Origin of the sequence: Bradyrhizobium sp. SZCCHNR1098 (assembly GCF_032489375.1) — a bacterium.
Classification (GTDB): Bacteria; Pseudomonadota; Alphaproteobacteria; order Rhizobiales; family Xanthobacteraceae; genus Bradyrhizobium.
Window position 1 is genome coordinate 410,264 of record NZ_JAUEXY010000004.1, and the last position, 25,450, is coordinate 435,713.

Annotated in this window: 25 protein-coding genes, 1 tRNA gene and 1 riboswitch; of the genes, 11 read left to right on the top strand and 15 right to left on the bottom strand. The window is 65.7% G+C overall.

The annotated features are described in order from the left end of the window. Positions 1-60 precede the first annotated feature (60 nt). The 6 genes from QX135_RS12260 to QX135_RS12285 form a co-directional block, all read right to left on the bottom strand. Positions 61-1,707: a lysine--tRNA ligase gene (locus QX135_RS12260; protein WP_316181271.1), complete on the bottom strand. Its 1,647-nt coding sequence runs from the start codon at positions 1,705-1,707 to the stop codon at positions 61-63. A gap of 141 nt (positions 1,708-1,848) precedes the next feature. After that, a complete protein-coding gene (locus QX135_RS12265) occupies positions 1,849-2,757 on the bottom strand; it encodes a transporter substrate-binding domain-containing protein (RefSeq protein ID WP_315813339.1) in 909 nt (302 codons plus the stop codon). Positions 2,758-2,855: 98 nt separating this feature from the next. After that, positions 2,856-3,449, bottom strand: a complete 594-nt coding sequence (locus tag QX135_RS12270; RefSeq protein WP_315735806.1) for an SCO family protein — start codon at positions 3,447-3,449, stop codon at positions 2,856-2,858. A gap of 19 nt (positions 3,450-3,468) precedes the next feature. Next, entirely contained in the window at positions 3,469-3,657 is a 189-nt protein-coding gene (locus QX135_RS12275) for a hypothetical protein (RefSeq protein ID WP_315735804.1), read from the bottom strand. 132 nt (positions 3,658-3,789) lie between these two features. Then, positions 3,790-4,314 carry a hypothetical protein gene (locus QX135_RS12280; protein ID WP_315735802.1) on the bottom strand — a complete coding sequence of 175 codons (525 nt, stop codon included), beginning with the start codon at positions 4,312-4,314 and terminating at the stop codon, positions 3,790-3,792. A gap of 712 nt (positions 4,315-5,026) precedes the next feature. Then, positions 5,027-5,386 carry a hypothetical protein gene (locus tag QX135_RS12285; RefSeq protein WP_315784814.1) on the bottom strand — a complete coding sequence of 120 codons (360 nt, stop codon included), beginning with the start codon at positions 5,384-5,386 and terminating at the stop codon, positions 5,027-5,029. Between the two features lie 165 nt (positions 5,387-5,551). Here QX135_RS12285 and QX135_RS12290 point away from each other — a divergent pair, with 165 nt between their 5' ends. Both QX135_RS12290 and QX135_RS12295 read left to right on the top strand, forming a co-directional pair. Further along, positions 5,552-5,917 carry a nuclear transport factor 2 family protein gene (locus QX135_RS12290; protein WP_316181269.1) on the top strand — a complete coding sequence of 122 codons (366 nt, stop codon included), beginning with the start codon at positions 5,552-5,554 and terminating at the stop codon, positions 5,915-5,917. A gap of 174 nt (positions 5,918-6,091) precedes the next feature. After that, a complete protein-coding gene (locus QX135_RS12295; protein ID WP_316181268.1) occupies positions 6,092-7,957 on the top strand; it encodes an AMP-dependent synthetase/ligase in 1,866 nt (621 codons plus the stop codon). A 34-nt stretch (positions 7,958-7,991) separates the two neighbouring features. Here QX135_RS12295 and QX135_RS12300 read toward each other — a convergent pair. Then, positions 7,992-8,065, bottom strand: a tRNA-Gly gene (locus tag QX135_RS12300). A gap of 243 nt (positions 8,066-8,308) precedes the next feature. On the opposite strand from QX135_RS12300, the gene QX135_RS12305 reads away from it, so the two are divergent. The 5 genes from QX135_RS12305 (at position 8,309) to QX135_RS12325 (ending at position 11,265) form a co-directional block, all read left to right on the top strand. Next, the gene (locus QX135_RS12305; protein WP_315735792.1) at positions 8,309-8,728 is read left to right on the top strand and encodes an SPW repeat protein; all 420 of its coding nucleotides are present in this window, start codon (positions 8,309-8,311) and stop codon (positions 8,726-8,728) included. Positions 8,729-8,952: 224 nt separating this feature from the next. Further along, entirely contained in the window at positions 8,953-9,525 is a 573-nt protein-coding gene (locus QX135_RS12310; RefSeq protein WP_315757628.1) for a methylated-DNA--[protein]-cysteine S-methyltransferase, read from the top strand. 76 nt (positions 9,526-9,601) lie between these two features. Beyond that, on the top strand, positions 9,602-10,441 hold the full coding sequence (locus tag QX135_RS12315; RefSeq protein WP_316181266.1) for an AraC family transcriptional regulator: 840 nt from the start codon (positions 9,602-9,604) through the stop codon (positions 10,439-10,441). A gap of 51 nt (positions 10,442-10,492) precedes the next feature. Then, positions 10,493-10,852, top strand: a complete 360-nt coding sequence (locus QX135_RS12320) for a VOC family protein (RefSeq protein ID WP_315778383.1) — start codon at positions 10,493-10,495, stop codon at positions 10,850-10,852. Positions 10,853-10,863: 11 nt separating this feature from the next. Continuing rightward, positions 10,864-11,265 carry an SRPBCC family protein gene (locus QX135_RS12325; RefSeq protein WP_316181263.1) on the top strand — a complete coding sequence of 134 codons (402 nt, stop codon included), beginning with the start codon at positions 10,864-10,866 and terminating at the stop codon, positions 11,263-11,265. Positions 11,266-11,281: 16 nt separating this feature from the next. Here QX135_RS12325 and QX135_RS12330 read toward each other — a convergent pair whose 3' ends face one another. Together QX135_RS12330 and QX135_RS12335 are read right to left on the bottom strand one after the other, a co-directional pair. Then, a complete protein-coding gene (locus QX135_RS12330) occupies positions 11,282-12,760 on the bottom strand; it encodes an MATE family efflux transporter (RefSeq protein ID WP_316181261.1) in 1,479 nt (492 codons plus the stop codon). Between the two features lie 120 nt (positions 12,761-12,880). Further along, the gene (locus QX135_RS12335) at positions 12,881-13,987 is read right to left on the bottom strand and encodes a 2'-deoxycytidine 5'-triphosphate deaminase (protein ID WP_315735780.1); all 1,107 of its coding nucleotides are present in this window, start codon (positions 13,985-13,987) and stop codon (positions 12,881-12,883) included. 112 nt (positions 13,988-14,099) lie between these two features. Further along, positions 14,100-14,179: riboswitch (SAM riboswitch) on the top strand. A 76-nt stretch (positions 14,180-14,255) separates the two neighbouring features. On the opposite strand from QX135_RS12335, the gene QX135_RS12340 reads away from it, so the two are divergent. Then, positions 14,256-15,464 carry an O-succinylhomoserine sulfhydrylase gene (locus QX135_RS12340; RefSeq protein ID WP_315773990.1) on the top strand — a complete coding sequence of 403 codons (1,209 nt, stop codon included), beginning with the start codon at positions 14,256-14,258 and terminating at the stop codon, positions 15,462-15,464. An 87-nt stretch (positions 15,465-15,551) separates the two neighbouring features. On the opposite strand, the gene QX135_RS12345 is transcribed toward QX135_RS12340, so the two are convergent. The 3 genes from QX135_RS12345 to QX135_RS12355 are packed head-to-tail and all read right to left on the bottom strand — an operon-like array spanning position 15,552 to position 18,818. Continuing rightward, on the bottom strand, positions 15,552-16,706 hold the full coding sequence (locus tag QX135_RS12345; protein ID WP_316181258.1) for an SGNH/GDSL hydrolase family protein: 1,155 nt from the start codon (positions 16,704-16,706) through the stop codon (positions 15,552-15,554). A gap of 13 nt (positions 16,707-16,719) precedes the next feature. After that, positions 16,720-17,478 carry an SGNH/GDSL hydrolase family protein gene (locus QX135_RS12350; RefSeq protein WP_315735774.1) on the bottom strand — a complete coding sequence of 253 codons (759 nt, stop codon included), beginning with the start codon at positions 17,476-17,478 and terminating at the stop codon, positions 16,720-16,722. Beyond that, positions 17,478-18,818, bottom strand: coding sequence for an OpgC domain-containing protein (locus QX135_RS12355; protein ID WP_315797791.1), 1,341 nt, complete (start codon positions 18,816-18,818; stop codon positions 17,478-17,480). Before QX135_RS12355 ends, QX135_RS12350 begins: the two co-directional genes overlap by 1 nt. 323 nt (positions 18,819-19,141) lie before the next feature. Here QX135_RS12355 and apaG point away from each other — a divergent pair, with 323 nt between their 5' ends. Continuing rightward, positions 19,142-19,534: a Co2+/Mg2+ efflux protein ApaG gene (gene apaG / locus QX135_RS12360; protein WP_315735770.1), complete on the top strand. Its 393-nt coding sequence runs from the start codon at positions 19,142-19,144 to the stop codon at positions 19,532-19,534. An 893-nt stretch (positions 19,535-20,427) separates the two neighbouring features. On the opposite strand, the gene QX135_RS12365 is transcribed toward apaG, so the two are convergent. Next, on the bottom strand, positions 20,428-21,435 hold the full coding sequence (locus QX135_RS12365; protein ID WP_315740511.1) for an Hsp33 family molecular chaperone: 1,008 nt from the start codon (positions 21,433-21,435) through the stop codon (positions 20,428-20,430). A gap of 115 nt (positions 21,436-21,550) precedes the next feature. Between QX135_RS12365 and QX135_RS12370 the strand changes: the two genes are divergently transcribed. Continuing rightward, positions 21,551-21,937: an endonuclease domain-containing protein gene (locus QX135_RS12370; protein ID WP_315774321.1), complete on the top strand. Its 387-nt coding sequence runs from the start codon at positions 21,551-21,553 to the stop codon at positions 21,935-21,937. Between the two features lie 332 nt (positions 21,938-22,269). Here the strand turns inward: QX135_RS12370 and argF are convergent, their stop codons facing one another. Both argF and QX135_RS12380 read right to left on the bottom strand, forming a co-directional pair. Then, complete coding sequence (argF, locus tag QX135_RS12375) at positions 22,270-23,196, bottom strand: ornithine carbamoyltransferase (RefSeq protein WP_316181390.1); 927 nt, start codon at positions 23,194-23,196, stop codon at positions 22,270-22,272. A gap of 8 nt (positions 23,197-23,204) precedes the next feature. After that, positions 23,205-24,416 (bottom strand): aspartate aminotransferase family protein, encoded by a 1,212-nt coding sequence (locus QX135_RS12380; protein ID WP_315740512.1) that lies wholly within the window; start codon positions 24,414-24,416, stop codon positions 23,205-23,207. Between the two features lie 477 nt (positions 24,417-24,893). On the opposite strand from QX135_RS12380, the gene QX135_RS12385 reads away from it, so the two are divergent. After that, entirely contained in the window at positions 24,894-25,409 is a 516-nt protein-coding gene (locus tag QX135_RS12385; RefSeq protein ID WP_315717142.1) for a GcrA family cell cycle regulator, read from the top strand. Positions 25,410-25,450: the final 41 nt, after the last annotated feature.

Below are 25,450 nucleotides of genomic sequence, written 5' to 3' on the forward strand. Positions count from 1 at the left end.
GCTATGGGTCCCGGCCCAAGGCCGGGACGACACCGGTTTATGCCGTGACCAGCGCGGCACTCACGCGCTCCGCGCTAGCGCGCCGTCGATCATCGCCACCGCATTGTTCACGCCGTAGACCGCGACGAAGGAGCCGAAACGGGGGCCCTTCTCCTGGCCGAGCAGCACCTGGTAGAGCATGTTGAACCAGTCCAGCGACACGCCGGGGCGGCCGTCCTTGCCCTTCTTGGCGTGGTCGAGGAACGGCTCGCGGCGGCCGATCTCGTAGACCACGTTCTGGATGTCCTCGGCCGTGGCCTCCGCCGGAAGATTGGACAGCGCATCGCGCAGATCCTGCAGCGCCACGCGCTCGCCCTCGGTCGGCTCGCGGAAGGTCTTGGTCGGCGCGACGAAGTCGCGATAGTAGTTGATGGCGTAGCCGACCATCGCGTCGAGCTTGGGATGGGTCTGCGGCGTCACGCCCGGCCGGTAGCGGCCGATGAAGCCCCACAGCGTCTCGGCATTCTCCGCGTTCGACGACGACACCAGGGTCAGCAGCAGCTGGAAGGTGACGGGCATGTCCGCCTTCGGCGGCTTTCCGGAATGGATGTGCCAGACCGGATTGCCGAGCTGTTGCTTGGCATCCTGCTTCCGAAAACCATCGAGGAACTGCTGATAGTCGTCGACGTTGCGCGGGATGACGTCGAAATACAGCCGCTTCGCCGCCTTCGGCTCGCGATACATGAATAGCGACAGCGATTCCGGCGAGGCGTAGCGCAGCCATTCGTCGATGGTCAGCCCGTTGCCCTTCGACTTCGAGATCTTCTGGCCCTTCTCGTCGAGGAACAGCTCGTAATTGAAGCCCTCAGGCGGGGTGCCGCCGAGCGCCGCGCAGATCTTGCCCGACAGCTTCACCGAATCGATCAGGTCCTTGCCGGCCATTTCATAGTCGACGCCCAGCGCATGCCAGCGCATCGCCCAGTCCGGCTTCCATTGCAGCTTGCAATGGCCGCCGGTCACCGGAACGGTCATGCGCTCCTTGGTCTCCGGATCGTCGTAGGAGACGGTGCCGGCCTTGGCGTCGTGCTCGACGATCGGCACATACAGCACGAGGCCGGTGCGCGGGCAGATCGGCAGGAACGGCGAGTAGCTCGCCGCGCGCTCCTCGCGCAAGCTCGGCAGCATGATCGCCATCACCTTCTCGAGCCGCTCCAGCATGCGCAGCAGAGCCGCGTCGAACTTGCCGGAGGTGTAGTAGTCGGTCGCGGAGGCGAACTCGTAGTCGAAGCCGAACCGGTCGAGGAAGGCGCGCAGCCGCGCATTGTTGTGAGCGGCGAACGACGGATATTCGTTGGAGAACGGGTCCGGGATGCGCGACAGCGGCTTGCCCAGATGCGTGGCCAGCATGTCCCTGTTCGGCACGTTGTCCGGCACCTTGCGCAGGCCGTCCATGTCGTCCGAGAACGCGATCAGGCGGGTCTTGATCTTGTCCTCGGTGAGCACGCGGAAGGCGTGGCGGACCATCGTGGTGCGCGCGACCTCGCCGAAGGTGCCGATATGCGGCAGGCCGGACGGGCCGTAGCCGGTCTCGAACAGCACCTCGTCCTTGGGGTTCTTCTTCAGCCGGTTGACGATCGCTTTCGCCTGCTCGAACGGCCAGGCGTTGGATTGTTCGGCGAGCGCGCGCAAGTCGCTTGGGCTGGTTGGGACGAGATCGATCGTGGACATCGTGAAAAAGACTTCTCCGAAGACGTCAGTGCAAAACAGCGGTCATGATACCCGTCATTCCGGGGCGATGCGAAGCATCGAACCCGGAATCTCGAGGTTCCGGGTTCGCGTCTTCGACGCGCCCCGGAACGACGGCAAGCGCTAGAACGGGCTGATCGAGAAGTAGCGCAGCCACAGGTCGGTGTAGCGGCCTTTTTCCCAGACCCGGAACAGCGCCCAGTTCAGCGCCTGGCGCAAGAGGTCGTTGCCCTTGCGCACGGCGATGCCGACGCCCTCGCCGAAATAGCGGCTTTCGACGAAAGGTCCACCGGAAAAGGCGCAGCAATCGCCGGAATCGGTGCCATTGACCCAGAACGCCAGCGAGATGCCGTCGCCGAAGATCAGGTCGACCTCGGCTCGGCGCAGCGCCTGCCGCAGCGCCTCGTCGTTCGGATAGGTCTTGATCTCGGCGTCGGTGAACATCGCCTTGAGGTAGGCCTCGTGCGCGGTGCCGGCGACGGCGCCGATCTTCTTGCCCTCGAGAAATTCGGGGCGGATCTCGGTCATGACAGCATCGCGGCGGGACACGAAGCGAGCGGGCGCCCGGTAATATGGATCGGAGAAGTCGGCCCGCGCCCGCATCTGCGGCGTCACCGCGATCGAGGCGATGATCGCATCGCCCCGGTTCGAGGACAGCGCATCGAGCAGGGTTTCGAACCGGCGCATCTGGACGGTGCAGGTGACCTTGATCTCGTCGCAGATCGCCCGTGCCAGATCGACGTTGAAGCCGGCCGGATTGCCGTCCGGACCGGTGAAGTTGAACGGCGGATAGTCGGTCTCGGTCAGGAAACGAATCACGGTGAGGCGCGACAAATCGGGCCGGTCGGGCCGGCGTCGCGGGTCCCAGAAGCCGGGGACGGCCTGCGGCGCCGCCTCGACGGCGGGCCGCACGGGCGCCTGGGCGCGCGCCTCCGAGCCGGCTGCGGCGAGACCGAAGCAGAGCAGCGCGCTGACGATGGCGGCGCGGGCCGCAGGCGCGGATTTCACGGGCTTTGATAAGACGGTCTGCATCAGCGGTCCCGATGGTCAGCGCCTTATAGACCATCCCGGCGCAAATTCGAGGCTGGATTCGGCCCGGAGGCGGCCGCCCGGCTGGAGCGTCAACGCGCTCAGAGGTATTTCTTGAGATCCGCCGCCGCTTCCTCGGGCGTCCGCTTCAGGTTGAACGGCGCGACGAACCGGCCGTTGCGGTCCATCAGATACACCAGGGCGGTGTGGTCCATGGTGTAATCACCGTCCTTCAGCGGGACCTTCTTGGCATAGACCCGGTACTCGGTGAGAACCTTCGCCAGGACCTCGGGATCGCCGGTCAGACCCTTCAGATGCGGGTCGAAGCTGGAGAGGTAGTCCTTCATCGCGGCCGGATTGTCGCGCTCGGGGTCGACCGAGACGAAATAGGCGTTGACGCCGTCGGCGTCCTTGCCCATCGCGCGCAGCACCTCGGAGATCTCGAACAGCGAGGTCGGACAGACGTCCGGGCAATGGGTGAAGCCGAAGAAGATCAGGGTCGGACGGCCTTCAAGGCTCTTCTCGGTGACGACGGCCCCGCTCTGGTCGGTCAGCTGGAACGGTCCGCCGATCGCGGCCGGCGCCGCGATGTTTCGGCCGCCGCCCATGATGAGGAACATCAGCGACAGCCCGACCACGAGGCTGGCGGCAAAGGCTCCGACGATCACCAGGGGGCGGGTGGCATTGGATGGCATTGAGCGCTCCTTCACTGTCTCAGAAGCAGGCTTGCCAGCCGGCCGCGATCGTCTCGAAGAACACCGCGGTCCCGTACTGCACCCACATCGTCACGGCGCCGGCGACGAGCCCGATCGCCGCAACCCCGGCCACGATAGCCGAAGCGGAGGCCGAACGCCGGTCACCCGACGCGGACGGTATCTCTTGCGGCGCTGAAAGAGGCTGCATGATGACGTGCTCATCGGGCGAGTGCTGGCCCGAGCGGCCCGCCCCTCGCGCTTCAGATAAGCCCCGCGGCCGGTCCAGGCAAGCGCCGCGGACGGGCAGCCGCTCACCCGAAACGGCCGGTGGCCGGCGTCATCAATGGGAGGCGGAGGCCTTGGCCGCGGCCGGCGAGATGGCCGGCGCATTGGGCGCGACATGCGAGGAGGCCGGAGAGGATGCCTGGGCATCCATATAGCAGGGCTTGTACATTGCCTGCAGCTCCTTGCCCTTCAGGAAGATCATCCGGGGCGTCAGGCCGCCGCGCTGGGTGATCCAGCGGCGGATCGGCGACGGGTACATCGAGTACAGCATCTGGGTCGCCTCGGGGTTGGTGACGGCGCGGCCGTTGGCGCCGAAATCCCAGGCGGCGTGGAATCCGAGATTGGCATGCGAGGTGACGCAGATCTTCTCGTGGGGGATCGCCCCGAGCACGATGGTGCAGGCCGAGGCGCAGAGCCCGTCGATGATCACATACTCGCCGGAGGATCGCAGGCCCTGGTACTTGTCGACATAGGTTCCGATCCGGCCGCCGCGGTCATCGGCGATCCGGACCACGGCCTGGCTGGCGCCGACCCCCGACAGCAACAGAACGACCGCAAGCAACCCCGTCCAGAATTTCATGTCGAGCCCCAGTTCAACCCGGCGAAACCGATCTGACCGACTTTGGTACGCGTCTTGTGATGCGCTTCTTGAGATGCTTGGACGGCGGCGGGACCTTGCGACCACGAGCCCATCCGCAGAACCGGAACGCGAAAGCCAAATCCAAATCGCAAATGCAGCGTGTTTCGAGATCGTGTTTTTGTCCAGGACAGCGCGGTGACGAAAGCCAAATTCACCGCGAGTGTTGCAAGCCCGCTGCACCAATGAGTCGCTACCACCGAAAATGGCCGAACGCTGGTTCCGGACATGGCGATGGCGCCACGAGCAAGGCAGAGGCCCGGCATGATTCGCCCATCGGCGCGGCAGCGGCGTCACGGCGGCACAAACGACACTCCGGAAAAGCCCGGTGGCCGAGCTTCCGCGCGACACACGCCCCGTTGCCCGGTGACGGCGGGACGCTCACCCCTCTCATCGCCGGCCCAGGGGCGCTCGTGCGATCACGATCGTGGGTGCGGGCTCCCGCCAGCCCTGGCTGGCATGCCGAAATCCGGAGATGCGACCAATGCAATCACAAGTTTGGACCGTGTCGAGCCCCGCCCCGCAAGCGGGCGCGGCAGGATCACTCCCAGCACCGCGCCGTCTGATCGCGAGATCGAGCGAGGTCCGGCCGATATCGCGCTGGCAGCCGGGAGGACGATCTGCCTCCCGACGCCCTCGGTCCCCGTGAAGTTAACTAATTATCGGGCAGCCGAATCCGCGCTCCAAACGTGACGAGCGGCGCATCGGCGGCGCCGAGCTGGATCTGCCGCTCCGGCACCTCCTGATAGCTGCCGTCTTCAATCTTTCTTAATTCATATTGCCAGACCGTTAACGTCTCGCCGCGCGCGAGCGCGTCGCGGATGCGGCTGGCGCCGCGTCCCGGCAGCTTGACGAGGTCGTCGCGCATCATGCCGATCATCGTCGGGCGCTCGCCGCGATGCAGCTCGAAGAACACCATGCGATTGGGCTTGTCCTGCGGCTTGAGCACGGTATCCGCCGTGAACAGCACCAGACAGATTGCGACGGCAATCCACTTCCAAGTGTCGGACATCATGAGACGCATTCCCCGCACCGCCTCCGCGCGTGGAGTAGTCCTCGCGCAAACAGGCGGCAACTTACAGTTCTGTCATTCCGGATGAGATGACGTTCGACGTAATCGATTCGCTGCGCGCCGGGCGCGATGATGGGCTCCTCATCGTTCACAACATGGAGAGCACCGATGACCAACCCAACCGAGATCGCCGAGAGCTACATCGCGCTGTGGAACGAACGTGATGCCGCGCAGCGCGGCGCATTGCTCGCACGTCACTGGACCGCGGATGCGCTCTATGTCGACCCGCTGATGCGCGGCGAAGGACGCGATGCGGTGGATGGCCTGGTCGCGGGCGTGCAGCAGCGCTTTCCCGACTTCCGCTTTCGCCTGATCGGCTCCGCGGACGGCCACGGTCATCATCTCCGCTTTTCCTGGGAGCTCGGCCCCGAGGATGCGGAAGCCCCGATCCAGGGCACGGACTTCGTCGAGCTGGCCGACGGCCGCATCCAGCGCGTCACCGGGTTTCTCGACAAGGTCCCGCAGGGCGCCTGACGGACGTCCCGTTCCGCCCGGCTTCCGCAGTGCGGTCGGCCTGCCGCGATGGCCGGGCTCCCATGCGCAGACGCACGACCTGTCTCGTGGTGATTGCGCTACGTCAACGTCGGATCCGGTCCGCCGCTGCAGAGCTTCTGCTTCGCGACGAGTTCAGGATCGCCGGAGACGGGCGTGCAGCAGTCAAATCCCATCGATGATCACGCCATGGCGGCCGGCACGCTGGCCGCCATCACCACCTTGCCCGAACTCTGGCGCTGGCGCGTCGAACGGAGCCCGGACAAGCAGGCCTACCGACAGTTCGACGCAGGAAGCGGCCGATGGGCGAGCTTCTGCTGGCGCGAGATCGATCTCGTCGTCGACCGCTGGCGGCGGGCGCTTGCGGCCGACGGCTTCGCCCAGGGTGAGCGTGTCGCCATCCTGATGCCGAACGGAATCGCGCATCTCGCCATCGACCAGGCCGCGCTCTCGCTCGGCCTGGTGCCGGTGCCGATGCATGCCGTCGATAATGCCGACAGCATCGCCTACATCCTCTCCGATTCCGGTGCCCGGCTGCTGCTGGTCGATTCGGACACACGCTGGGATGAGATCGCAGCGGTCGGCGAGGCCCTGCCCGACCTGCGGCGGATCGTCTGCGCCGACCGGCGAACGACCCAGCCGACCGGCGATCCGCGCCTCGTCGATCTGGAGGCGTGGTTGAACGCAGCCGGCAACGCCACGCTTCCCGGCCCCCGGGTCGCCATCGCGCCGCACGACCTCGCCGCCATCGTCTACACCTCGGGCACGACGGGCCGGCCAAAAGGCGTGATGCTGTCGCACGACAACGTCGTTTCCAACCTCAAGGCCATCCATCAGCGGCTGGCGGCCGATACCGACGACGTATTCCTGTCGTTCCTGCCGCTGTCGCACACGTTCGAGCGCACCGCGGGCTACTACTACCCGATCGCCATCGGCGCCTGCGTCGCCTATGCGCGCTCGGTGAAGCAGCTGTCCGAAGATCTGGTGGAGGTCCGTCCGACCATCCTGATCTCCGTGCCGCGCATCTATGAGCGGATCTACTCGGTCATCATGCATCACCGCGCGATCGCAAACCCGCTCGAACGGGCGCTGCTCGACCTGACCATCACGATCGGCGGCCGGCGCTTCGATGCGCAGCATGGGCGCGGGACGAGACTCTCGGCGTTCGACCGTATCGCGTGGCCGCTGCTGCAACGCCTAGTCGCCGCCAAGATACTGGCTCGATTCGGCGGACGGCTGCACGTCGCCGTGAGCGGCGGCGCGCCGATCGCCGAGCCGGTGGTGCGGCTGTTCCTGGCGCTCGGGCTCGAGGTGCTGCAGGGCTACGGCATGACCGAGACATCGCCCGTCGTCAGCGTCAACACGCCTGACGACAACGACCCGCGCACCGTCGGCCGCGCCCTGCCGGGCATCGAGGTGCGCATCGGCGACAATGACGAGTTGATGGTGCGCGGCCCGAACGTGATGCTCGGCTATTGGCACCGGCCGGAGGAGACAGCCCGCACCAGGGAAGCCGACGGCTGGCTGCACACCGGCGACCAGGCCCGCATCGACGGCGGACGCATCACCATCACCGGTCGGATCAAGGACATCCTCGTCACCTCGACCGGCGAGAAGATCGCGCCCGCCGATCTGGAGACCGCGATCCTGACCGATCCGCTGTTCGAGCAGGCCATCGTGATCGGCGAGAACCGGCCGTTCCTGACCGCGATCGTCGTGCTCAACGCCAACGGCTGGGCTGAGCAGCAGGCGAGGCTCGCGGCGCACGGCCAGCGCGGCACCGAGGCCGAAGCGGCCTCTCTGCTGCGCCACATTGCGCGAGCCGCGAAGGCCTATCCGTCCTACGCGACGCCGAAGGCGGTGCATTGGACCTTGGAGCCGTGGACCGTGCAGGAAGGCCTGATCACGCCGACGTTGAAGAACAAGCGTCCGGCGATCGAGCGGAGCTTCGCGAAGGAGATCGAGGCGATCTATGCAAAACGCGCGGCAGCTTTGCGGCCATCGGCTACCGTACGAAGCTGATTTTGCAGAGCGTAGCAGCAGGACATTGCGGCATTGGAGCGGGCGAAGGGAATCGAACCCTCGTATGCAGCTTGGGAAGCTGCCGTTCTACCATTGAACTACGCCCGCGTTCGCCAATGCTTAGCCGAGACCATGCGTTTCGCCAAGCGGCTTGTTGCCGCGACACCGCCAGGCCCAAGGGTTGGGGGAGGCAACAGTTCTGCACCGGCCTGATCTCCGGATCGTGATCGGCCGCGACCGCCGGCTCCGGAACGGATCGGGCCGGTCGCGCTTTTGCCCGTTGGAGGCGGCGCCCCTCGCTGCTTCGCCGCGCCGTCAAGGTCCGCCGTCAATGTCCTGGGAGCTCACATCATGCAGAGCCACAGCCCCGCGTCTCAGACCGCAACCTCGAAAGCCCTCGCCATCATGGCGGGCCCGTCGGCGCTCGACCTTTACACCCTCGGCTGCGGTCTGTTCCTTGCCGTCGCGCCCTGGCTGTTCGGCTTTGTCGGCAGCGCCGGCCGGATCGATGCTGCGTTGGCGGGGGCTGCCGTCGTCGTGCTCTCGCTCGGCGGCCTCCTGGCGTTTGCCGATTGGGAGGAGTGGCTGAAGGTCGCGCTTGGATTGTGGCTGATTGCAGCTCCGTGGCTGCTCGGGTTCGTGCATACGTCGGCGATGCATGTCAGCATCACGATCGGGATCGCCGTGACCTTCCTGAGCCTGCTCGAACTGTGGCTTGCGCATGATCCTGATTTTGCTGGCGATAGGCCTGCATTGGTGAGCCAGCCGTAGCGCCTCTGGTCGATCGCACCTCGCCTGCGCGCTGCGCCGCATTCCGCGATCGCGATGCCGATGACAGAGATCGCAGACAACGATCGCAACGGGACGCTTGACAACCATCACCCAAATCAGGGCAAACCCGCCCCGGTCACGCCGCGCTGTTAACACTTTGTAAACAAAGTTGATGCGGGCGATCGTGACGATGATATGATGTGGCGTGGGGTTGGGGTGGCGTCATGGGGCGTGGGTATACGATCTTTGATACGGCCCTCGGCCGTTGCGGCATTGCGTGGAGCGATGCCGGAATCACCGGCGTACAACTGCCGGAAGCACGGGAAATCGAGACGCGGCGGCGCCTGTTTCGCCAATTTCCCGAAGCGCGGGAGCAGCGCCCGTGTTCGAATATTGAACTCGCCATCGAAGGCATCACCGCCATGCTGCGCGGGCAGGAGGTCGACTTCTCCGATGTCGTGCTCGATCTCGGCGGCGTGACACCATTCAACCAGCGCGTCTACGATTGCATTCGTGCCATTCCGCGCGGCGAGACGCGCAGCGCCGACGCGATCGCAGACGAACTGCACGTTCCCAAGGCGCTGAATTCGATCGCGCAGGCGCTGAGCAAGAATGCGCTCGTGCTGATCGTTCCCTGTCACCGCGTGCGCGACATCGGCAACGGTCTCGACAAGCCGTCGCCCAACAGCGGCGTCATCTCCAAACGGCGGCTGCTGTCGCTCGAAGGCGCACGGCCTCATGCGGGCCTGACGTTGTTCGACGCGTTTCTCGCGGTCGACCGGCCGCGCGCGTCGTAAGCGGGCGCCTCGCTGCGCGCGATATTATCTCGGACGCAGCCCTCCTCTTTCATCCGCAATGCGCTAGATTTGCAGGATGAGCGCCACCATCCTGTTCGAAAGCCGTGACGTCACCGTCTCCGAGTTCCGCTGTGCGGCGGTTCCGGGCGAGCGTCCCTATGTCGAGCAGTATTCCGGCTACTCGCTGTCCTATGTGCGCAAGGGGAGCTTCGGCTGTCGGCACCGCGGCCGCTTCTTCGAGCTGGTCACCGGCTCGCTGCTGGTGGGCCATCCCGGCGATGAGTTCATGTGCACGCACGATCACGTCTGCGGCGACGAATGCCTGTCATTCTTCTTCGATCATGCGCTCATCGACGAGATCGGCGGCAACAGGCAGGCTTGGCGGGTTGGCGCGATGCCGCCGCTGCCGGAGCTCATGGTCCTCGGTGAGCTCGCGGAGGCCGTCGCCGCGCGCGAGCAGGACCTCGGTCTGGACGAGGTTGGCCAGATCATCGCCAGCCGCTTCGTCGCGACCGCCACGGGCCAGCACGAACGGGCGGCGACGCCAAGCCTTCGCGATCGCCGGCGCGCGGTCGAGAGCGCATTGTGGATCGACGACAATGCGGCGCGCGACATCGATCTGGCGGCTGCGGCTGGTGAGGCCGGCGTCAGCCCGTTCCATTTCCTGCGGCTGTTCGCGGCCACGATCGGCGTGACGCCGCATCAATATCTGATCCGCTCCCGCTTGCGGCACGCCGCGCGGCGTCTCAGCGAGGAAGATACGCCGGTCACCACCATCGCCTACGATTCGGGTTTTGCCGATCTGTCGAATTTCACCCGCACCTTCGCGCGCGCTGCCGGCGTGTCGCCGGCGAAGTTTCGCAAGGCGTCGCGCGGCGAGCGCAAGATTCTCCAAGACCATCTCAGCCGCCATTGATTGGATGATCCAGCGCGTGCGGCAGCCGCATGCGAAGCATGGAGATCATCGATGTACGATCATATCGGCCTCAAGGTCGGCAATCTGGACGCCAGCGTCCGCTTCTACACAGCGGCGCTGGCGCCGCTCGGCCACATCCTCTGCTCCAAGGACGAGGCGTCGGCGGGCATCGGCCCGAAGGGGGAGCCGGCGCTGTGGCTGTATCTCGACAAGGGCGCCAGCAAAGGCGCCGCCCATATCGCGTTCCGCGCCCGGGACCACGCGGCGGTCGCCAGATTCCACAGCGAGGGGCTGAAGGCCGGCGGCAGCGACAATGGCGGCGCCGGGCCGCGCGCGGACTACAGTCCGACCTACTACGCCGCCTTCCTGATCGATCCCGACGGCAACAACATCGAAGCCGTGTGTCCGTGAGGTCCCCGGCCATGGCATCGATTCAGAAGGACATCCCGATCGCAGCCTCCGCAGCCGCCGTCTGGGACGCCGTGCGCGACTTCGGCGCCGTTCATACCCGGCTGGCGCCCGGCTTCGTCGTCGATTGCCAGCTCGACGGCGACGTCCGGATCGTGACCTTCGCCAACGGCAATGTGGCGCGCGAACGCCTCGTCAGTTGCGACGAGGCGCAGCAGCGTCTGGTCTACACGATCGAGAGCGAACGCGTGACGCATCACAACGCGTCCGTGCAGATCATCCCCGACGGCGCGCAGGGTTGCCGGATGCTCTGGATCACCGACGTGCTGCCGCACGCCATCGCGCCCTATATCGAGCAGCAGATGGCGCTCGGCACGCGCGCGATGCAGGACGCCATAGGCGGGCTGGGCGCCTAGACGAGCCGAGCAGCCGTCAGCCGACATGCGGAGATGGCGGGATCTGCGCCCCCGAGCCGAGCTCGACCGCCAGCACGGCCGGGCGCAGCTCCAGCGCTGCGGCCGGCTTCGGGCCCCAGCGGGTGAGCATGACGGTGGCGAGCGTCAGCACTCCGAGCAGGACCATCGAGGACGCCGCCAGCATGAAGAAGTCGCCCTCGGTCGCGGCATGGCTCAGCAGATAGCTACCGCCTGCGGCGATGAAGACGAGCCGCACCGTCTGTGCCAACACCGGACCGATCACCCTGGCCGCGCCCTGTGAGGAGAAGTACATCGAGATCGCCAGGCCGATGAAGGCATACATTGGCGCTGCGACCTGCAGATAGTGCCGGCCGGCGCTGCGCGCGCTCTCGTCCTGGGTGAAGATGTCGACCCACAATTGCGGGACGATCGCGATCAGCGTCGACAGCGCACCCACCGACGCGAAAGAGACCAGCCCCGCCGTCCAGGCGATCCGGCGGGCACGCGCGATTCTTTCCGCACCGATCGCCATGCCGACCATCGGCACCGAGGCCATGCCGACGGAGAACGCGACAGTGGTCACCATGAATTCGAGCCGTGCGCCGATGCCGTAGCCGGCCAGCACGGCGGTGCCGAACGATGCCAGCATGTGCGTGAAGATCGCGATCGACAGCACGGATTGCAGCGGCGAGAAGCAGGCGATGGCGCCGACCTTGAGGATGTCGGCGAACATCGCGCGGCTGATCTTCAGGCCCCGCAGCTTCGGCCGCACGCGCGCGCGGCCGGAGAACAGGTACCAGCCCATCACCGAGATGCTGACGCAGAAAGCCAGCAGCGCGCCGGCGGCGACGCCGCGCATGCCGAGCCCGAGGACCAGGCTGAGCGTGCCGCCCAATACGATCTGCAGCAGCGCCGAACTGAGGATCATGAACGACGGCAGCTTCATGTTGCCGGTGCCGCGCAGGATGCCGGCCATCGAGTTCATCAGCCAGGGCAGGATGGCGCCGCCGAAGAAGATCTGCAGATAGGCTGTGGCATGGCTCAGCACCGCGCCGCGGCCGCCGAGCACCTCCAGCAAAGCGGGACCGAACACCAGCATGCCGACCATGAAGGTCGCGCCGAACAACAGCGCAATCAGCAGCGCGTGCGTGGCGAGGGTCGAGGCCCGTTCGGTGTCGCCGGCGCCGAGCGCCCGCGCGATCGCCGAGGCCACGCCGCCGCCCATGGCGCCGCCGGACATCGTCATGGTCAGGATCACCAGCGGGAACACTAGTGCCATCGCCGCCAGCGCCTCGATACCGAGCCGGCCGATATAGGAGGTCTCGGCGATGACGACGCAGGTGCCTGCCGTGTTCGCGATGATGTTGGGCCAGGCCAGCGACAGCAGGGTGCGCAGAATGGGTCCGTCGACGAGCGCATTCCGAACCGGCTTCGCGATGGGCGGCAACGTACGCCCCTCGCCGACCGGACTGTCGGCCAAGCCGATCTCGGACATGCTCGCTCCCCGTTTGGCCGCGCCATCTGGCGGGACCTTTGTCGTTCCTCCTAGCACACCGCCGGGCCGCGCCCCGTGCAGCGGGCGCATTGGGGGTGCGCGGTCAGCGCGCAGCCGGGCCTAGAGGCGGAAGTGCTTGGAGAGCTTCAGGCCCTGGGCCTGGTAGTTGGAGCCGATGCGGCTGCCATACATCGCGTTCGGCCGGGCCAGCATCTTCTCATAGACGAGGCGGCCGACGATCTGACCGTGCTCGAGGATGAACGGCACCTCGCGCGAGCGCACCTCGAGCACCGCGCGCGAGCCCTGCCCGCCGGCGCCGGCATAGCCGAAGCCGGGATCGAAGAAGCCGGCATAGTGGACACGGAATTCGCCCACGAGCGGATCGAACGGCACCATCTCGGCGGCGTAGTCCGGCGGCACCTGCACGGCCTCCTTCGAAGCCAGGATGTAGAACTCGCCGGGATCGAGAATGAGGCTGCCGTCGGGGCGCGCCTTGATCGGCTCCCAGAACTCCTCCACAGCATAGCCGGCGCGGCGGTCGACGTCGACGACGCCGGTATGGCGCTTGGCGCGATAGCCCACATAGCCGTTGGCATTGCTGCCGGACAGGTCGACGGAAAGAGCGACGCCGCCGACGAGATCCGCATCATCGCGATCCACCAGCCGCTCGGCCTGATGCAGCGCGATCAGTTCGTCCTCCGACAGAACCGCGTCGCGGTAGCGGAAGCGGACCTGGGACAGGCGCGAGCCTTCGCGCAGCAAAACGGGAAACGTCTTCGGGCTGATCTCGGCGTAGAGCGGACCGTGATAGCCGGCTCCGATCATGTCGAACCGTCGCGTGCCGTCGGCGATCACGCGGGTGAACACGTCGAGCCGCCCGGTCGAGCTCTTCGGATTGGCGGCCGCGACGATGTCCTTCGGCAGCGCGAGACTCTCCAAGAGCGGCACGATGTAGACGCAGTTGGTCTCCAGCACTGCGCCGTCGGCGAGCGCGAATTCGTGCAGCTTCAACTCGTCGATACGCTCGGCGACCGTCGCGCCCGGCCCGGGCAGAAAGCTTGCCCGCACGCGATAGGCGATGTCGCCGAGCCGCAGGTCCAGGCTCGCCGGCTGGATCTGGCTTTCGACAAAATCGTATGCGGGGATGATCAGGCCAGCCTCCGCCATCGCCACGATCATGCGATCGGGGAGGATGCCGTGGGCGTCGGGGCTGAGCGAAAACGGCAAGACCTGATCCTTTGCAGGCGCCGGAACGGCGGCTTATCGAGCCTATATAGGGTCTTTTTACCGGTTATCCGATGGCTGGCTTGACGGAAAGGCCGGTTGCGACTATGAGCACGACTTATCCCGTGGTGATTTGAGCCGGCCGGCTTGCAGCCACGTTAAATAAGTCGCTAAACAGGCCGGGGACGATTGTGATCCCGGCCGTGAGGAGTTTTCCCAGGCCGGTTTTTTTGTGCCCATCGCTGGAGGCGGTGGTCACGATGGAGGTCACATGTCGAAGTCCCCCGCGAAGGCCCCGGCGTCGTTCGCCCGCTATCGTCCTGAAACCCGCCTGGTGCATTCCGGCACCTTGCGTTCCGAATTCGGCGAGACCGCCGAGGCGCTCTATCTGACGCAAGGCTTCGTCTACGCCACCGCCGAGGAGTGCGAGGCGCGCTTCAAGGGCGAGGATCCCGGCTTCATCTATTCGCGCTTCTCCAACCCGACCACGGCAATGTTCGAGCGCCGCATGATCGAGCTCGAGGGCGCCGAGGCCTGCCGCTCGGCCGCAACCGGCATGGCCGCAGTCACCACGGCAATCCTCGCTCCCCTCCGTGCCGGCGATCACGTCGTCGCCGCCAAGGCGCTGTTCGGCTCGTGCCGCTACGTCGTCGAAGATCTCTTGCCGCGCTACGGCATCGAATCGACCCTGGTCGATGGGCTCGACCTCGACCAATGGCAGAAGGCGGTCAGGCCGAACACCAAGTCGTTCTTCCTGGAGAGCCCGACCAATCCGACGCTCGACGTGATGGACATTCCCGCGATCGCCGAGATCGCGCACGCCCGTGGCGCGCGACTGATCGTCGACAACGTGTTCGCGACCCCGATCTGGCAGAGCCCGCTCGCGCTCGGCGCCGACGTCGTGGTGTATTCCGCGACCAAGCACATCGATGGCCAGGGCCGCTGCCTCGGCGGCGTGATCCTGTCGTCGGAGGCGTTCATCGCCGAGCACATCCACAATTTCATGCGCCAGACCGGTCCGTCGATCTCGCCGTTCAACGCCTGGGTCCTGCTCAAGGGCCTGGAGACCTTGGCGGTGCGCGTGCGCGCGCAGACCGAGACGGCGGCGAAGGTGGCCGACTTTCTCGCGGCGCATCCGAAGATCTCGCGGCTGATCTATCCCGGTCGCGAGGACCATCCGCAGGCGGCGACCGTGCGCAAGCAGATGCGCGCCGGCTCGACGCTGGTCGGCTTCGAGGTGAAGGGCGGCAAGGCCGGCGCGTTCCGCACGCTCAACGGCTTGAAGCTCGCGCGCATCTCCAACAATCTCGGCGACGCCAAGACGCTGGTCACGCATCCGGCGACGACGACGCACCAGCGGCTGACGCCGGAGGCGCGCGCCGAGCTCGGCATCAGCGAGGGCTTCATCCGCTTCTCCGCCGGGCTCGAGCATGCCGACGATCTGATCGAGGATCTGGATGCGGCCCTGAGGGCCGCGTAGCGAATGGCCGCATAGAGAATGGCGAATAGGGCGTACCGATTGCATCCTATTCGCTACTCGCTACTCGCTATTCCCTACTCGCCACTCTCACATCGGCCGATAGGTCAGCACGTTGGCCGGCGTGTTGATGCCGAGCTTGACCTGGCCGACCGAGCGGATGATGTCGTCGCCGAGCAGCTGGGCGAAGCAGGCGTAGCCCCAATCGCTCATGTGCAGACCGTCCGAGATCACGAACTCGTTGATCGGGATCGCCTGCCGCTCGTGCCAGTCGCGCATCACCTCGAAGCGGGGGAAGATGCCGGCGTGATGCAGCTCGGCGATACGCCCGAGCAGCTTGTTCATGCGGCTGGCGTTCTCCGAGCGCTCGTTGACGCGCGGCGAATATTGCAGGTCGACCAGCACGACATCGGAGGCCGCCGCCTGGATCTTGGCGACGCCGTCATCGACCAGCTTGGCGGTCTCGGCGGGATCGAGATCGCGCAGCACGGCATTGGTGCCGACCTGCCAGATCACGAGATCCGGATGCCGGTCGATCACCGACGTCTCCAGCCGCTTCATCATCTCCGGCGCATCCTCGCCGCCGACGCCGGCATTGATGACGCTGATGTCGACCATCGGATATTGCCGGCGCAGCTGCGCGGCGAGCCGATTCGGATAGGTGTAGTCCGGCGCGCTCGCGCCATAGCCCTGCGTCGACGACGAGCCGAAGGCGACGATGACGACCGGCAGGCCGGAGGCGAGCTTGTTGGCGACGTGCGGCAGCGAAATGAAATTCTTCTTGGCGACGCCCTTCGGCGTCAGGCACGGCACGCGGTTGAAGATGTCGGTGGCCGACTTCGCGACCTGCTTGACCTTGTCGATCGCCCGCTCGGTGATGCTGCGCGACGGCGGCGCCGCCACGACGGCCTGCCCGGCTGCAGCCGGCGGCTGTGCATCGGTCATGGCCGGCGCGGTCGTCGCCGCAGGCGGCGAGGTTATGGTCGCCGGGCGCGCCACGGCGATCGGCCCGGGCACCTGATCGCTCGCCTGCGCCACCGTGACGTGACCGATGCTCGGTCGCCCGCTGATCAGCGGAGCCTTTGGATCGGAGCTCTCCACATCGGAAAGCGCGGCGGGCGCAGCCGGCGCTGCGCTCTGCGCCCGTAGCTTCTGCGGGCTCAGCGCGAGGGCGATGGCAATGACCGCAACGGCCGAAAGCTTCTCCCATGTCCCGGAGACGCGGTGACACTCATTCGACGTCATGAACGACATAACCCTAGTTCTGCTGCGCCGGCCCGATATGCGCCGCGTCGATGATGAACTTCGACAGCGCCCGGCCGAGGCAGTCATGAACCTGCTTGGCCAGCTCGACTCCGTGCGTCGGATTGAACAGGTCGAAATCGCCCTGCTCGTTCCATTGCCGCATGATGGCAAACCGATCGAACAGCGGAATGTCCCGGTGCTGCGCCACCACACGCATGTTGTCGACATAGGGCGGCACGGAGATCAATGTCTCCGTCCGCGGACTGTATTGCAGGTTCATCAAGACGACGTCAGCTCCCGCTTTCTGCAGCGTCGCCACACCGTCGTCGACCGCCTGCCGGAACTCATCAGGATCGATCGACCGCATGGCGTCGACCGTGCCGGTCTGCCAGATGACCAAATTAGGCCTTTTTCCTTCCACCAGTTTAACGAGATTGCCCGCGACCTCCTCGGCCGTCTTCTTGGGCTGCAGCTCGATGCTGAGATTGACGGCGACGGTTGGCAGCTTGTCCTTCAACGCAGCCTGCAGACGGGCGGGGTAGGCATTGGCGTCGGACGTGCTGACAATGGAGGATGACCTGCTTCCGACGACGAGAATATCCAGCGTGCGGCCGTTCTTGACGGCGTCTGCAACCTTCGGGAGCGGGCTCTCGGTGGTCAGCAGGTAGGCCGGCACCTCGCAGTTCTGCGGCGCCTCTTCCGCGCGCGCAGAGGCCGCCAGCGAAACAGCCAGCACTGCGATACCAAACCTTAACCACGAGACGGACTTCATCAGCCCCCTCCCGCCAGATCGGCGTTGCTGCGCGCACCTTTTCGCGTCGCGCCCTTATCGGCCTCACGCTTGTACCACGAAATCAACGACGCCACCCCCCACATGATGAGGATGCCGCAAAGGCTGATCACCGCGTGCATCATGGCGCCGCCGGACACTTCGGCAAGGACGAAGTGGCCCGCAAACGCCAGAAACACGCCGAGACAGAAGATCTCGAGCGAGTGTTGCCCACAGACAATCAGCGGACGCAGCCACGGCGACTTCAAGAGCGGCCAATCCTTGCGCAAATAGTGCACGGTGAGTGCTGCGAGTGCGAGAAAATGCGCGAAACGCAACACGTCAAGGTCGGTCTTGTCGATCGGATACATCCACTGCTCGATTCGGCGCGGCATCAGATGGCCGAGCTGCGGAATGTACCAGGTCAGGGTCACACAGAAGGCCGCGACCAGATAGGCGACGCAGAGCCCGAGCGTGATCGGCGAGTTGATGATGCGCGACATGCGCCGCGCGCCGCCGAGCGCGCACCAGGCGCCGAACACGAACAGCAATTGCCAGGCGAACGGATTGAAGGCCCAGAAGCCGTTGGGATAGGCCGTCAGATAGAGATCGAGCTCCCAGGTCACGGCATAGAGAATGACGGATAGGCCGAGCGTCACGTCGGGCCGCCAACGCATCAGCCACAGGATCAACGGCAGGAACAACATCAGCACGATGTAGAGCGGCAGCACGTCCATATTGACGGGGCGGAAGCGCAGGATCAGCGCCTGCACGATGGTCACGTCCGGCTGCTTGAGAAAATCCATGATTCCCATCTCTTCGGTGTAGAGCGGGTTCTCGAAGCTGGTCGCGACGTAGGAGATCTCGGCGAGGAAGATCGTGAACAGGAAGACGTGGGCGACGTAGATCTGCCAGACGCGGCGCAGGATGCGCGCGGTTGCGACGATGAAACCGGCATCCTGCATCGCCCGGCCGTAGACGAACGCCGCCGTGTAGCCTGAGATGAAGATGAAGATCTCGGTGGCGTCGGAGAAGCCGTAGTTGCGGAGCGTGAACCAGGTCAGCAGGTTCGGCGGCAGATGGTCGATGAAGATCAGCCATAGCGCCAGCCCGCGAAACAGGTCGAGCCGCAGTTCGCGCTCGCCGACCGCCGGGAAGGTGATCGCAGGGACGGCGGTGATGGCGGGTGCAGCGCTGACGGCCGGCGCAGCCGCGACGGCAGATGCAGATGCAACCGCAGGTGCAGCCGCGCTCGCCGCAGCGGCAGTCTCCGTAGCCGGCGCGGGTGCGGCGCTGGCTGCGGGGGCGGACGGTCCGGCAAGGCGATCGACAATCGACGTCATCAGGCACCGCGTCAAAGCTGCCAGCCCTCGAGGCCCGGCAGGGGAAATGTAGGGCTGCGCAGTTTTCGCGCAAGCGATGAAGGACTTATCAGCTGGGCCGTGCCCAGTTTTTCGACCTTGGCGGACGGCTGGTGGCGATCGCACGACGCAGGACAGGGCGATCACCGCCAGGGTGCTGCCGGCCGCGCCCGATCCGAGCCCAAGGAACGGATCGCGCATACGGGCGACAGAGTCCGCGATTCTGGTGCCATAATGCGGAACTGTGTTGAAAGCACGATGGCGTCCCGATTGGTTCCGGCGCTGGTTTCCGCTACAATGCCACCATGTATCGCGCCGTGACTCGCCACATCGAAGTGACCGTCGAACCGAACTTCCTGCCTGAGAAGTCGTCGGTGGCCGATGGCCGCTGGTTCTGGTCCTATACCGTCGTCATCACCAACAGCGGGGAGGAGACGGTGCGGCTGCGCAGCCGGCATTGGATCATCACCGATGGGATCGGCCGGCAGCAGGAGGTCCGCGGCGAGGGTGTGGTCGGCGAGCAGCCGGTGCTCGCGCCAGGCGAGCGCTTCGAATACACCTCCGGCGTCCCGCTCACCACCGCGTCCGGCTTCATGGCCGGCTCGTACCAGATGGAGAGCGAGAGCGGTGAGCACTTCGACATCGCCGTGCCGGCCTTCTCGCTCGACAGCCCCGACGGCAAGCGGGTGTTGAATTAGCTGAGAAGGCATGCAGTTCGACTGCCCCCAGTCGTCCGCTCGCTGTCTCTTGTGCTGCTCTCGACGTTCAATACCTTGTCCTTGCGGCTCGCCTCGCCTGCCGATGTTTGGCCCGCTGTCGTCCCGGCAAGCTTCCGACAACGCGCCAGCGGACGAAGTGCAATACGATGGACCCTGTACTCACGCCGCACATCATCGTTCTCGCGACGCATCTCGCGTCCGAGCTTTGCCCATTCATCCGCCCTCTGCAAATAGAGGGCGCAGGGAAGGCCGGGCCTCGGCTGAGGCCTGCGGCCCGCCTGCAGAAAAAAATGCAGGCGGCAGGTACCACAGGTTCAGCCGGAACGACCCGGCCTTCCCTGCGCGACTGGTTTTAACGGCTGCTTCGCGTTCTCCCTGGCGCGCCGGGCTTTCTGGCCGCCATCCCCACGCGAAGCGAAGCCTCAACGTGAGTTGATATCAGCATCGGGATATCAGGACCGCGCGACTTGACCGTGCGTGCATCGCCGTTCGTCCGCGCAGACTGAACCACGCTGCGGCAACACACGCCCATCGCCTCCCACTGCCAACGGTCCGTGACGGTCGCGAAACGCCCCTCATGCGGCAACAGGATGCGCGGAAATGTGCCAGTGATTTGCCCGACGGCACAAGCTGTTTGTTGCTGCGACCAATCAACGCGACGGGCAAGGATGTGGCGTCGATCAGCGAGAAAGCCGATTTTCAACAACGAACTAATGGAAATCGCCGGCGCACACGAACTCCCGACATTCTCTCCGACGCCGCGCGACGCAGCCGCCGCCTATCGAGCGTCATTGCGACGAGCGAAGCGACGACGTACGGAGGGCTGTCGCTCGACCACGATCGCTACGACGCGCGGAGCGAGCGCAACAGAGTCAATTCTCCGTCACGCCGGCTTCGTGCGGAGTGAAATGATAGACCGAGGAGCAGAACTCGCAGGTGACGACGACCTTGTCGTCCTGCACCATGTCGGCGCGGTCCTGGGGCGAGAAGCTCTTCAGCATGTTGGCGACCGCATCGCGCGAGCAGGAGCAGCGCGCCTGCAGCGGCACGGTGTCGAACACGCGGACGCCGCGCTCGTGAAACAGACGATACAGCAGCCGCTCGCCGGACAGCGCCGGGTCGATCAGCTCGATATCCTCGACCGTCGCGACAAGCGATTGGCCCTCGATCCAGGCCTCGTCTTCCTCGACCGCATGCAGCTCGGTGCCCTCGGGCGCATCGCCGGGATGCAGATCGGCCTGGCGCAGGCGCTCGGGCGCCTGGGGCAGGAACTGCGTCAGCAGGCCGCCGGCGCGCCAGCGGTGCTTGCCGCCGCTCCACTCCTCGCCAACGGCGAGGCGCACACGGGTCGGGATCTGCTCGGAGCGCAGGAAGTATTCATGCGCGGCCTCCTCCAGACTGCCGCCGGTAAGCGCGACGAGGCCCTGGTAGCGGCTCATGTCGGCGCCCTGATCGATGGTCATTGCCAGATGGCCCTTGCCGAGCAGGCCGCCGGAGTCCTTGGCCGAATCCTTCAGCTCTTGCAGTCGCGCCTCGTCATAGCGTGCGTAAGCGCGCAGCCGGTCGGGCGCCTGGAAGTCGACCACCAGGAATGACACCGGCCCGTCGGTCTGGGTCTGCAGGATGAAGCGGCCGTCGAATTTCAGCGAGGAGCCGAGCAAGGTCGTCAGCACGATGGCCTCGCCGAGCAGCTTGCCCACGGGCGCGGGATAAGCGTGCTTGGTGAGGATATCGTCGAGCGCGGGACCCATGCGGGTGAGCCGACCGCGCAGATCGAGCGCCGCGACCTCGAACGGCAGCACGGCGTCGTCGACCGGCACCGCCGAGGGCGCGCGGCTGGTGTCGAGATGGATGTCGTTGTCGGGGGAATTGGTTGTCATGGGGCGTATTTGGGGATGAAGCGGGGAAAGTGAAGGGGGATGGAACTAGCGTATACCGCGGGCTCCGTATACCTTCTCGTGGGAGAGGATTAGGTCGCATCGCAGGGTGGGGGTGGTGACGCAAGCACCGCATCATCGACCAACGGCCAAGCGCATCCGCGGCTTCGCGAAAGCAATGCGTCGGGAGCCAACTGATGCCGAAGCTGCTATGTGGCGGCTGCTGCGCGACCGCCGCCTGTCGCAGTTCAAGTTTCGACGACAAGTGCCGTTCCGGGACTACATCCTCGATTTCGTCTGCTTCGAGCAGCGCCTGGTCATCGAGATCGATGGCAGTCAGCATGCCGACGCGGTGCGTGATCGGACGAGAGAGGAAGTGCTCGCAAGAGAGGGGTTTAGAGTTGCGAGGTACTGGAACAACGAGGTGCTCCTTCAACGCTCGGCCGTTCTCGAGGACATTCTCGTAAAGCTGAGCGAACCGAGAGAGACCCTTCACCCAGTATGACCGCGCCGCCGGTCGATCATGCCACCACAAGGGAGAAGGTGCACCGAGCTTGCCGCGCGGATTCAAACAAACCTTGAACTAATCAACCGGCGAACGCGATCGAAAGATCAGCCCCTCACGGGATTGATGAATGCGCCCTCTCCCCTTGTGGGAGAGGGCTACACCGACGGAAGCAGCGAACTCACTTGGGTGAGGGGTTGGTGCCACACACTCAAGCCTGAGCCCGGGGCAACCCCTCACCCGGTTTCCATGCTCCGCATGGAAACCACCCTCTCCCACAAGGGGAGAGGGTGCACCGAATACGTAGCTCAAACTTTCTCGTTATCAAGCCCCTAAGCTCGCTCGCCGAAGCACCAGGCCAGGATGCCCTTCTGCGCGTGCAGGCGGTTCTCGGCTTCATCGAAGACCACCGACTGCGGGCCGTCGATCACCTCGTCGGTGACCTCCTCGCCGCGATGCGCCGGCAGGCAGTGCATGAACAGCGCCTCGGGATTGGCGAGCGACATCAGCTTGGAGTTGACCTGATAGGGCTTGAGCAAATTGTGGCGGTGCTCGCCATCCTTGTCTCCCATCGACACCCAGGTGTCGGTGACGACGCAGTCGGCACCGGCGACAGCGACCTCCGGATCGTGGCCGAGATGGATGTCGGCCCGGGTGGCGCGGATGAAATCCTTCATCGGCTTGCCCGGCGACAACTGCGGCGGGGTGGCGACGTTGAGCCGGAACTTGAAGCGCTCGGCGGCATGCGCCCAGGAGGCCAGCACGTTGTTGTCGTCGCCGGTCCAGGCCACAGTGCGGCCCTCGATGGAGCCACGATGCTCCTCGAAGGTCATCACGTCGGCCATCACCTGGCAGGGATGCGAGCGCCGGGTCAGACCGTTGATCACGGGCACGGTGGCGTGCGCGGCGAGCTCGAGCAGCGCCTCATGGCTGAGGATGCGGATCATGATGGCGTCGACATAGCGCGACAGCACGCGCGCGGTGTCGGCGATGGTCTCGCCGCGGCCGAGCTGCATCTCGGTACCGGTCAGCATGATCGCCTCGCCGCCGAGCTGGCGCATGCCGACGTCGAACGACACGCGGGTGCGCGTCGACGGCTTGTCGAAGATCATCGCCAGCACCTTGCCGTCGAGCGGCTTCTTCGCCGGCTCGCGCGCCTTCAAGGTCTTCTTCATCGCGCTGGACAGCGCCAGCACGTTGCGCAACTCCTCCACCGGCATCTCAGTGAGATCGAGGAAATGACGCGGCGTGTTGCCCATGGTCTTGCTCATGATGCGGCCGCCTGCTTGGCAGGCCCGCCCGACAGCGCCGCGCAGGCGCGATCGAGCATCTCGACCGATTGTTCGATTTCGGATTCGTTGACGATCAGCGGCGGCAGGAAGCGTACGACGTTGTCGCCGGCCCCCACCGTGAGCAGCTTCTGATCGCGCAGCGCCGCGACCAGATCGCCCGACGGCACCACCGCCTTGACGCCGATCAGCAGGCCCTCGCCTCGGATCTCGGAGATGACATCGGGATGACGATCGAGAACGGCACCGAGCTTCTGCTTCAACAGCAGCGACATCTTGCGGACGTGATCGAAGAAGCCGGGCGCCAGCATCACGTCGAGCACGGCGTTGGCCGCGGCGACCGCCAGCGGATTGCCGCCGAAGGTCGAGCCATGCGAGCCCGGCGTCATGCCCGACGCGGCTTCTGCCGTGGCGAGCACGGCGCCGATCGGAAAGCCGCCGCCGAGCGCCTTCGCCAGCGACATCACGTCCGGCGTGACGCCGAGCCAGCGATGCGCGAACAGATCGCCGGTGCGGCCCATGCCGGTCTGGACCTCGTCGATGACCAGCAACAAACCGTTGTCGTCGCAGAGCTGGCGCAGCGCCTTGTAGAACGGCAGCGGCGCGGTGCGCACGCCGCCCTCGCCCTGCACCGGCTCGACCAGGATACCGGCGGTGTGCGGACCGATCGCCTTCTTCACTGCTTCGATGTCGCCGAACGGAACCTGATCGAAGCCGTCCATCGGCGGACCGAAGCCGTCGAGATATTTGGCCGAACCTGTCGCGGCGAGCGTGGCGAGCGTGCGGCCGTGGAACGCGCCTTCGAACGTAATGATACGATAGCGTTCGGGATGTCCCTTGGCGGCGTGATATTTGCGCGTGATCTTGATCGCGCCTTCCATCGCCTCCGCGCCCGAATTGGCGAAGAACACGTAGTCGGCAAAGCTCTGCTCGCACAGCCGCGCGGCAAGGCGCTCGCCATCCGGGCTCTTGAACAGGTTCGACATGTGCCAGAGCTTGGCCGCCTGCTCCTGCAGCGCCTTGACCAGATGCGGATGCGCATGGCCGAGCGAATTGACTGCGACGCCCGAGGTAAAATCGAGATAACGGTCGCCATTGGTCGCGATCAGCCACGCGCCTTCGCCGCGCTCGAACGAAAGATCGACCCGGGCGAATACGGGGAGGAGATGCGTAGCGGCAACACTGGTCATGGCGGATCACATGAGCTGACGGGCCGGCCGAGACACGCGCCACGCGGCGCCATCGCGCATCAGGGACCCCACCCTGGAAAACAAAATGTGCCGCCTTTTCAAGGCGGCACGTGCATCTATTGTATGCGGGCAGCGGTGGGAGTCAACTACGCGTCAGCTGATGCATGGGGGGCCGGCCCGTGAGATTCCGGACGCCTGACACAGATCGAGACACGCCACAGGGAACCACGGAATGTGTGGACTGCGGCCACCGACTCTTGCGCGGGAGTCACGCCATATTGTAGCGTTTTCAACGTCGAGTACGACATCTCGTGCGGCAGTTCTGATCCCTCTCGAAGTTCTCTGAGTTTGCGTAACGTCCGGGTGCCTTGCGCGCGCCCGGCGAGGGACAAGGGATTCTGCCGCCAGGGATTTTCTTGAGACAGCATCGCAGCGCCGTCCCGGAATTGGCCGGCGCAACGCGAAGGGAAAGGTTCGATGACCGTATTGACCTGGTCCGACGATCGCGTCGAGCAACTGAAAAAACTCTGGGAAGCCGGACTGTCGGCCAGCCAGATCGCCGCGGAACTCGGAAACGTGACGCGCAACGCCGTGATTGGCAAGGTGCACCGGCTGGGCCTGTCCGGCCGCGCCAAGAGCCCGGCCACCGCGGCACCGCGCCAGCGCAAGGCGGCCCGCCCGGCACAGCCGATGATGCGGGTGGCGCGCCCGGTGGCGCGCGGCAACACGGCGCTCGCACAGGTTTTCGAGGTTGAGGCGGAGCCCGATCCGGTTGCATTCGACAACGTCGTGCCGATGAACCAGCGGCTGTCGCTGCTGGAGCTCAACGAGGCGACCTGCCACTGGCCGGTCGGCGATCCCTCGAGCGCGGATTTCTTCTTCTGCGGCGGCAAGGCGCTGTCCGGCCTGCCCTATTGCGCGCAGCATTCGCGCGTCGCCTATCAGCCCGCAGCCGACCGCCGCCGCCAGCCGGCGAAGTCGACCACGCGCTGAGCGGCCGGCGACCACGGCGGGCGATGAGGTGCTCCGCATCG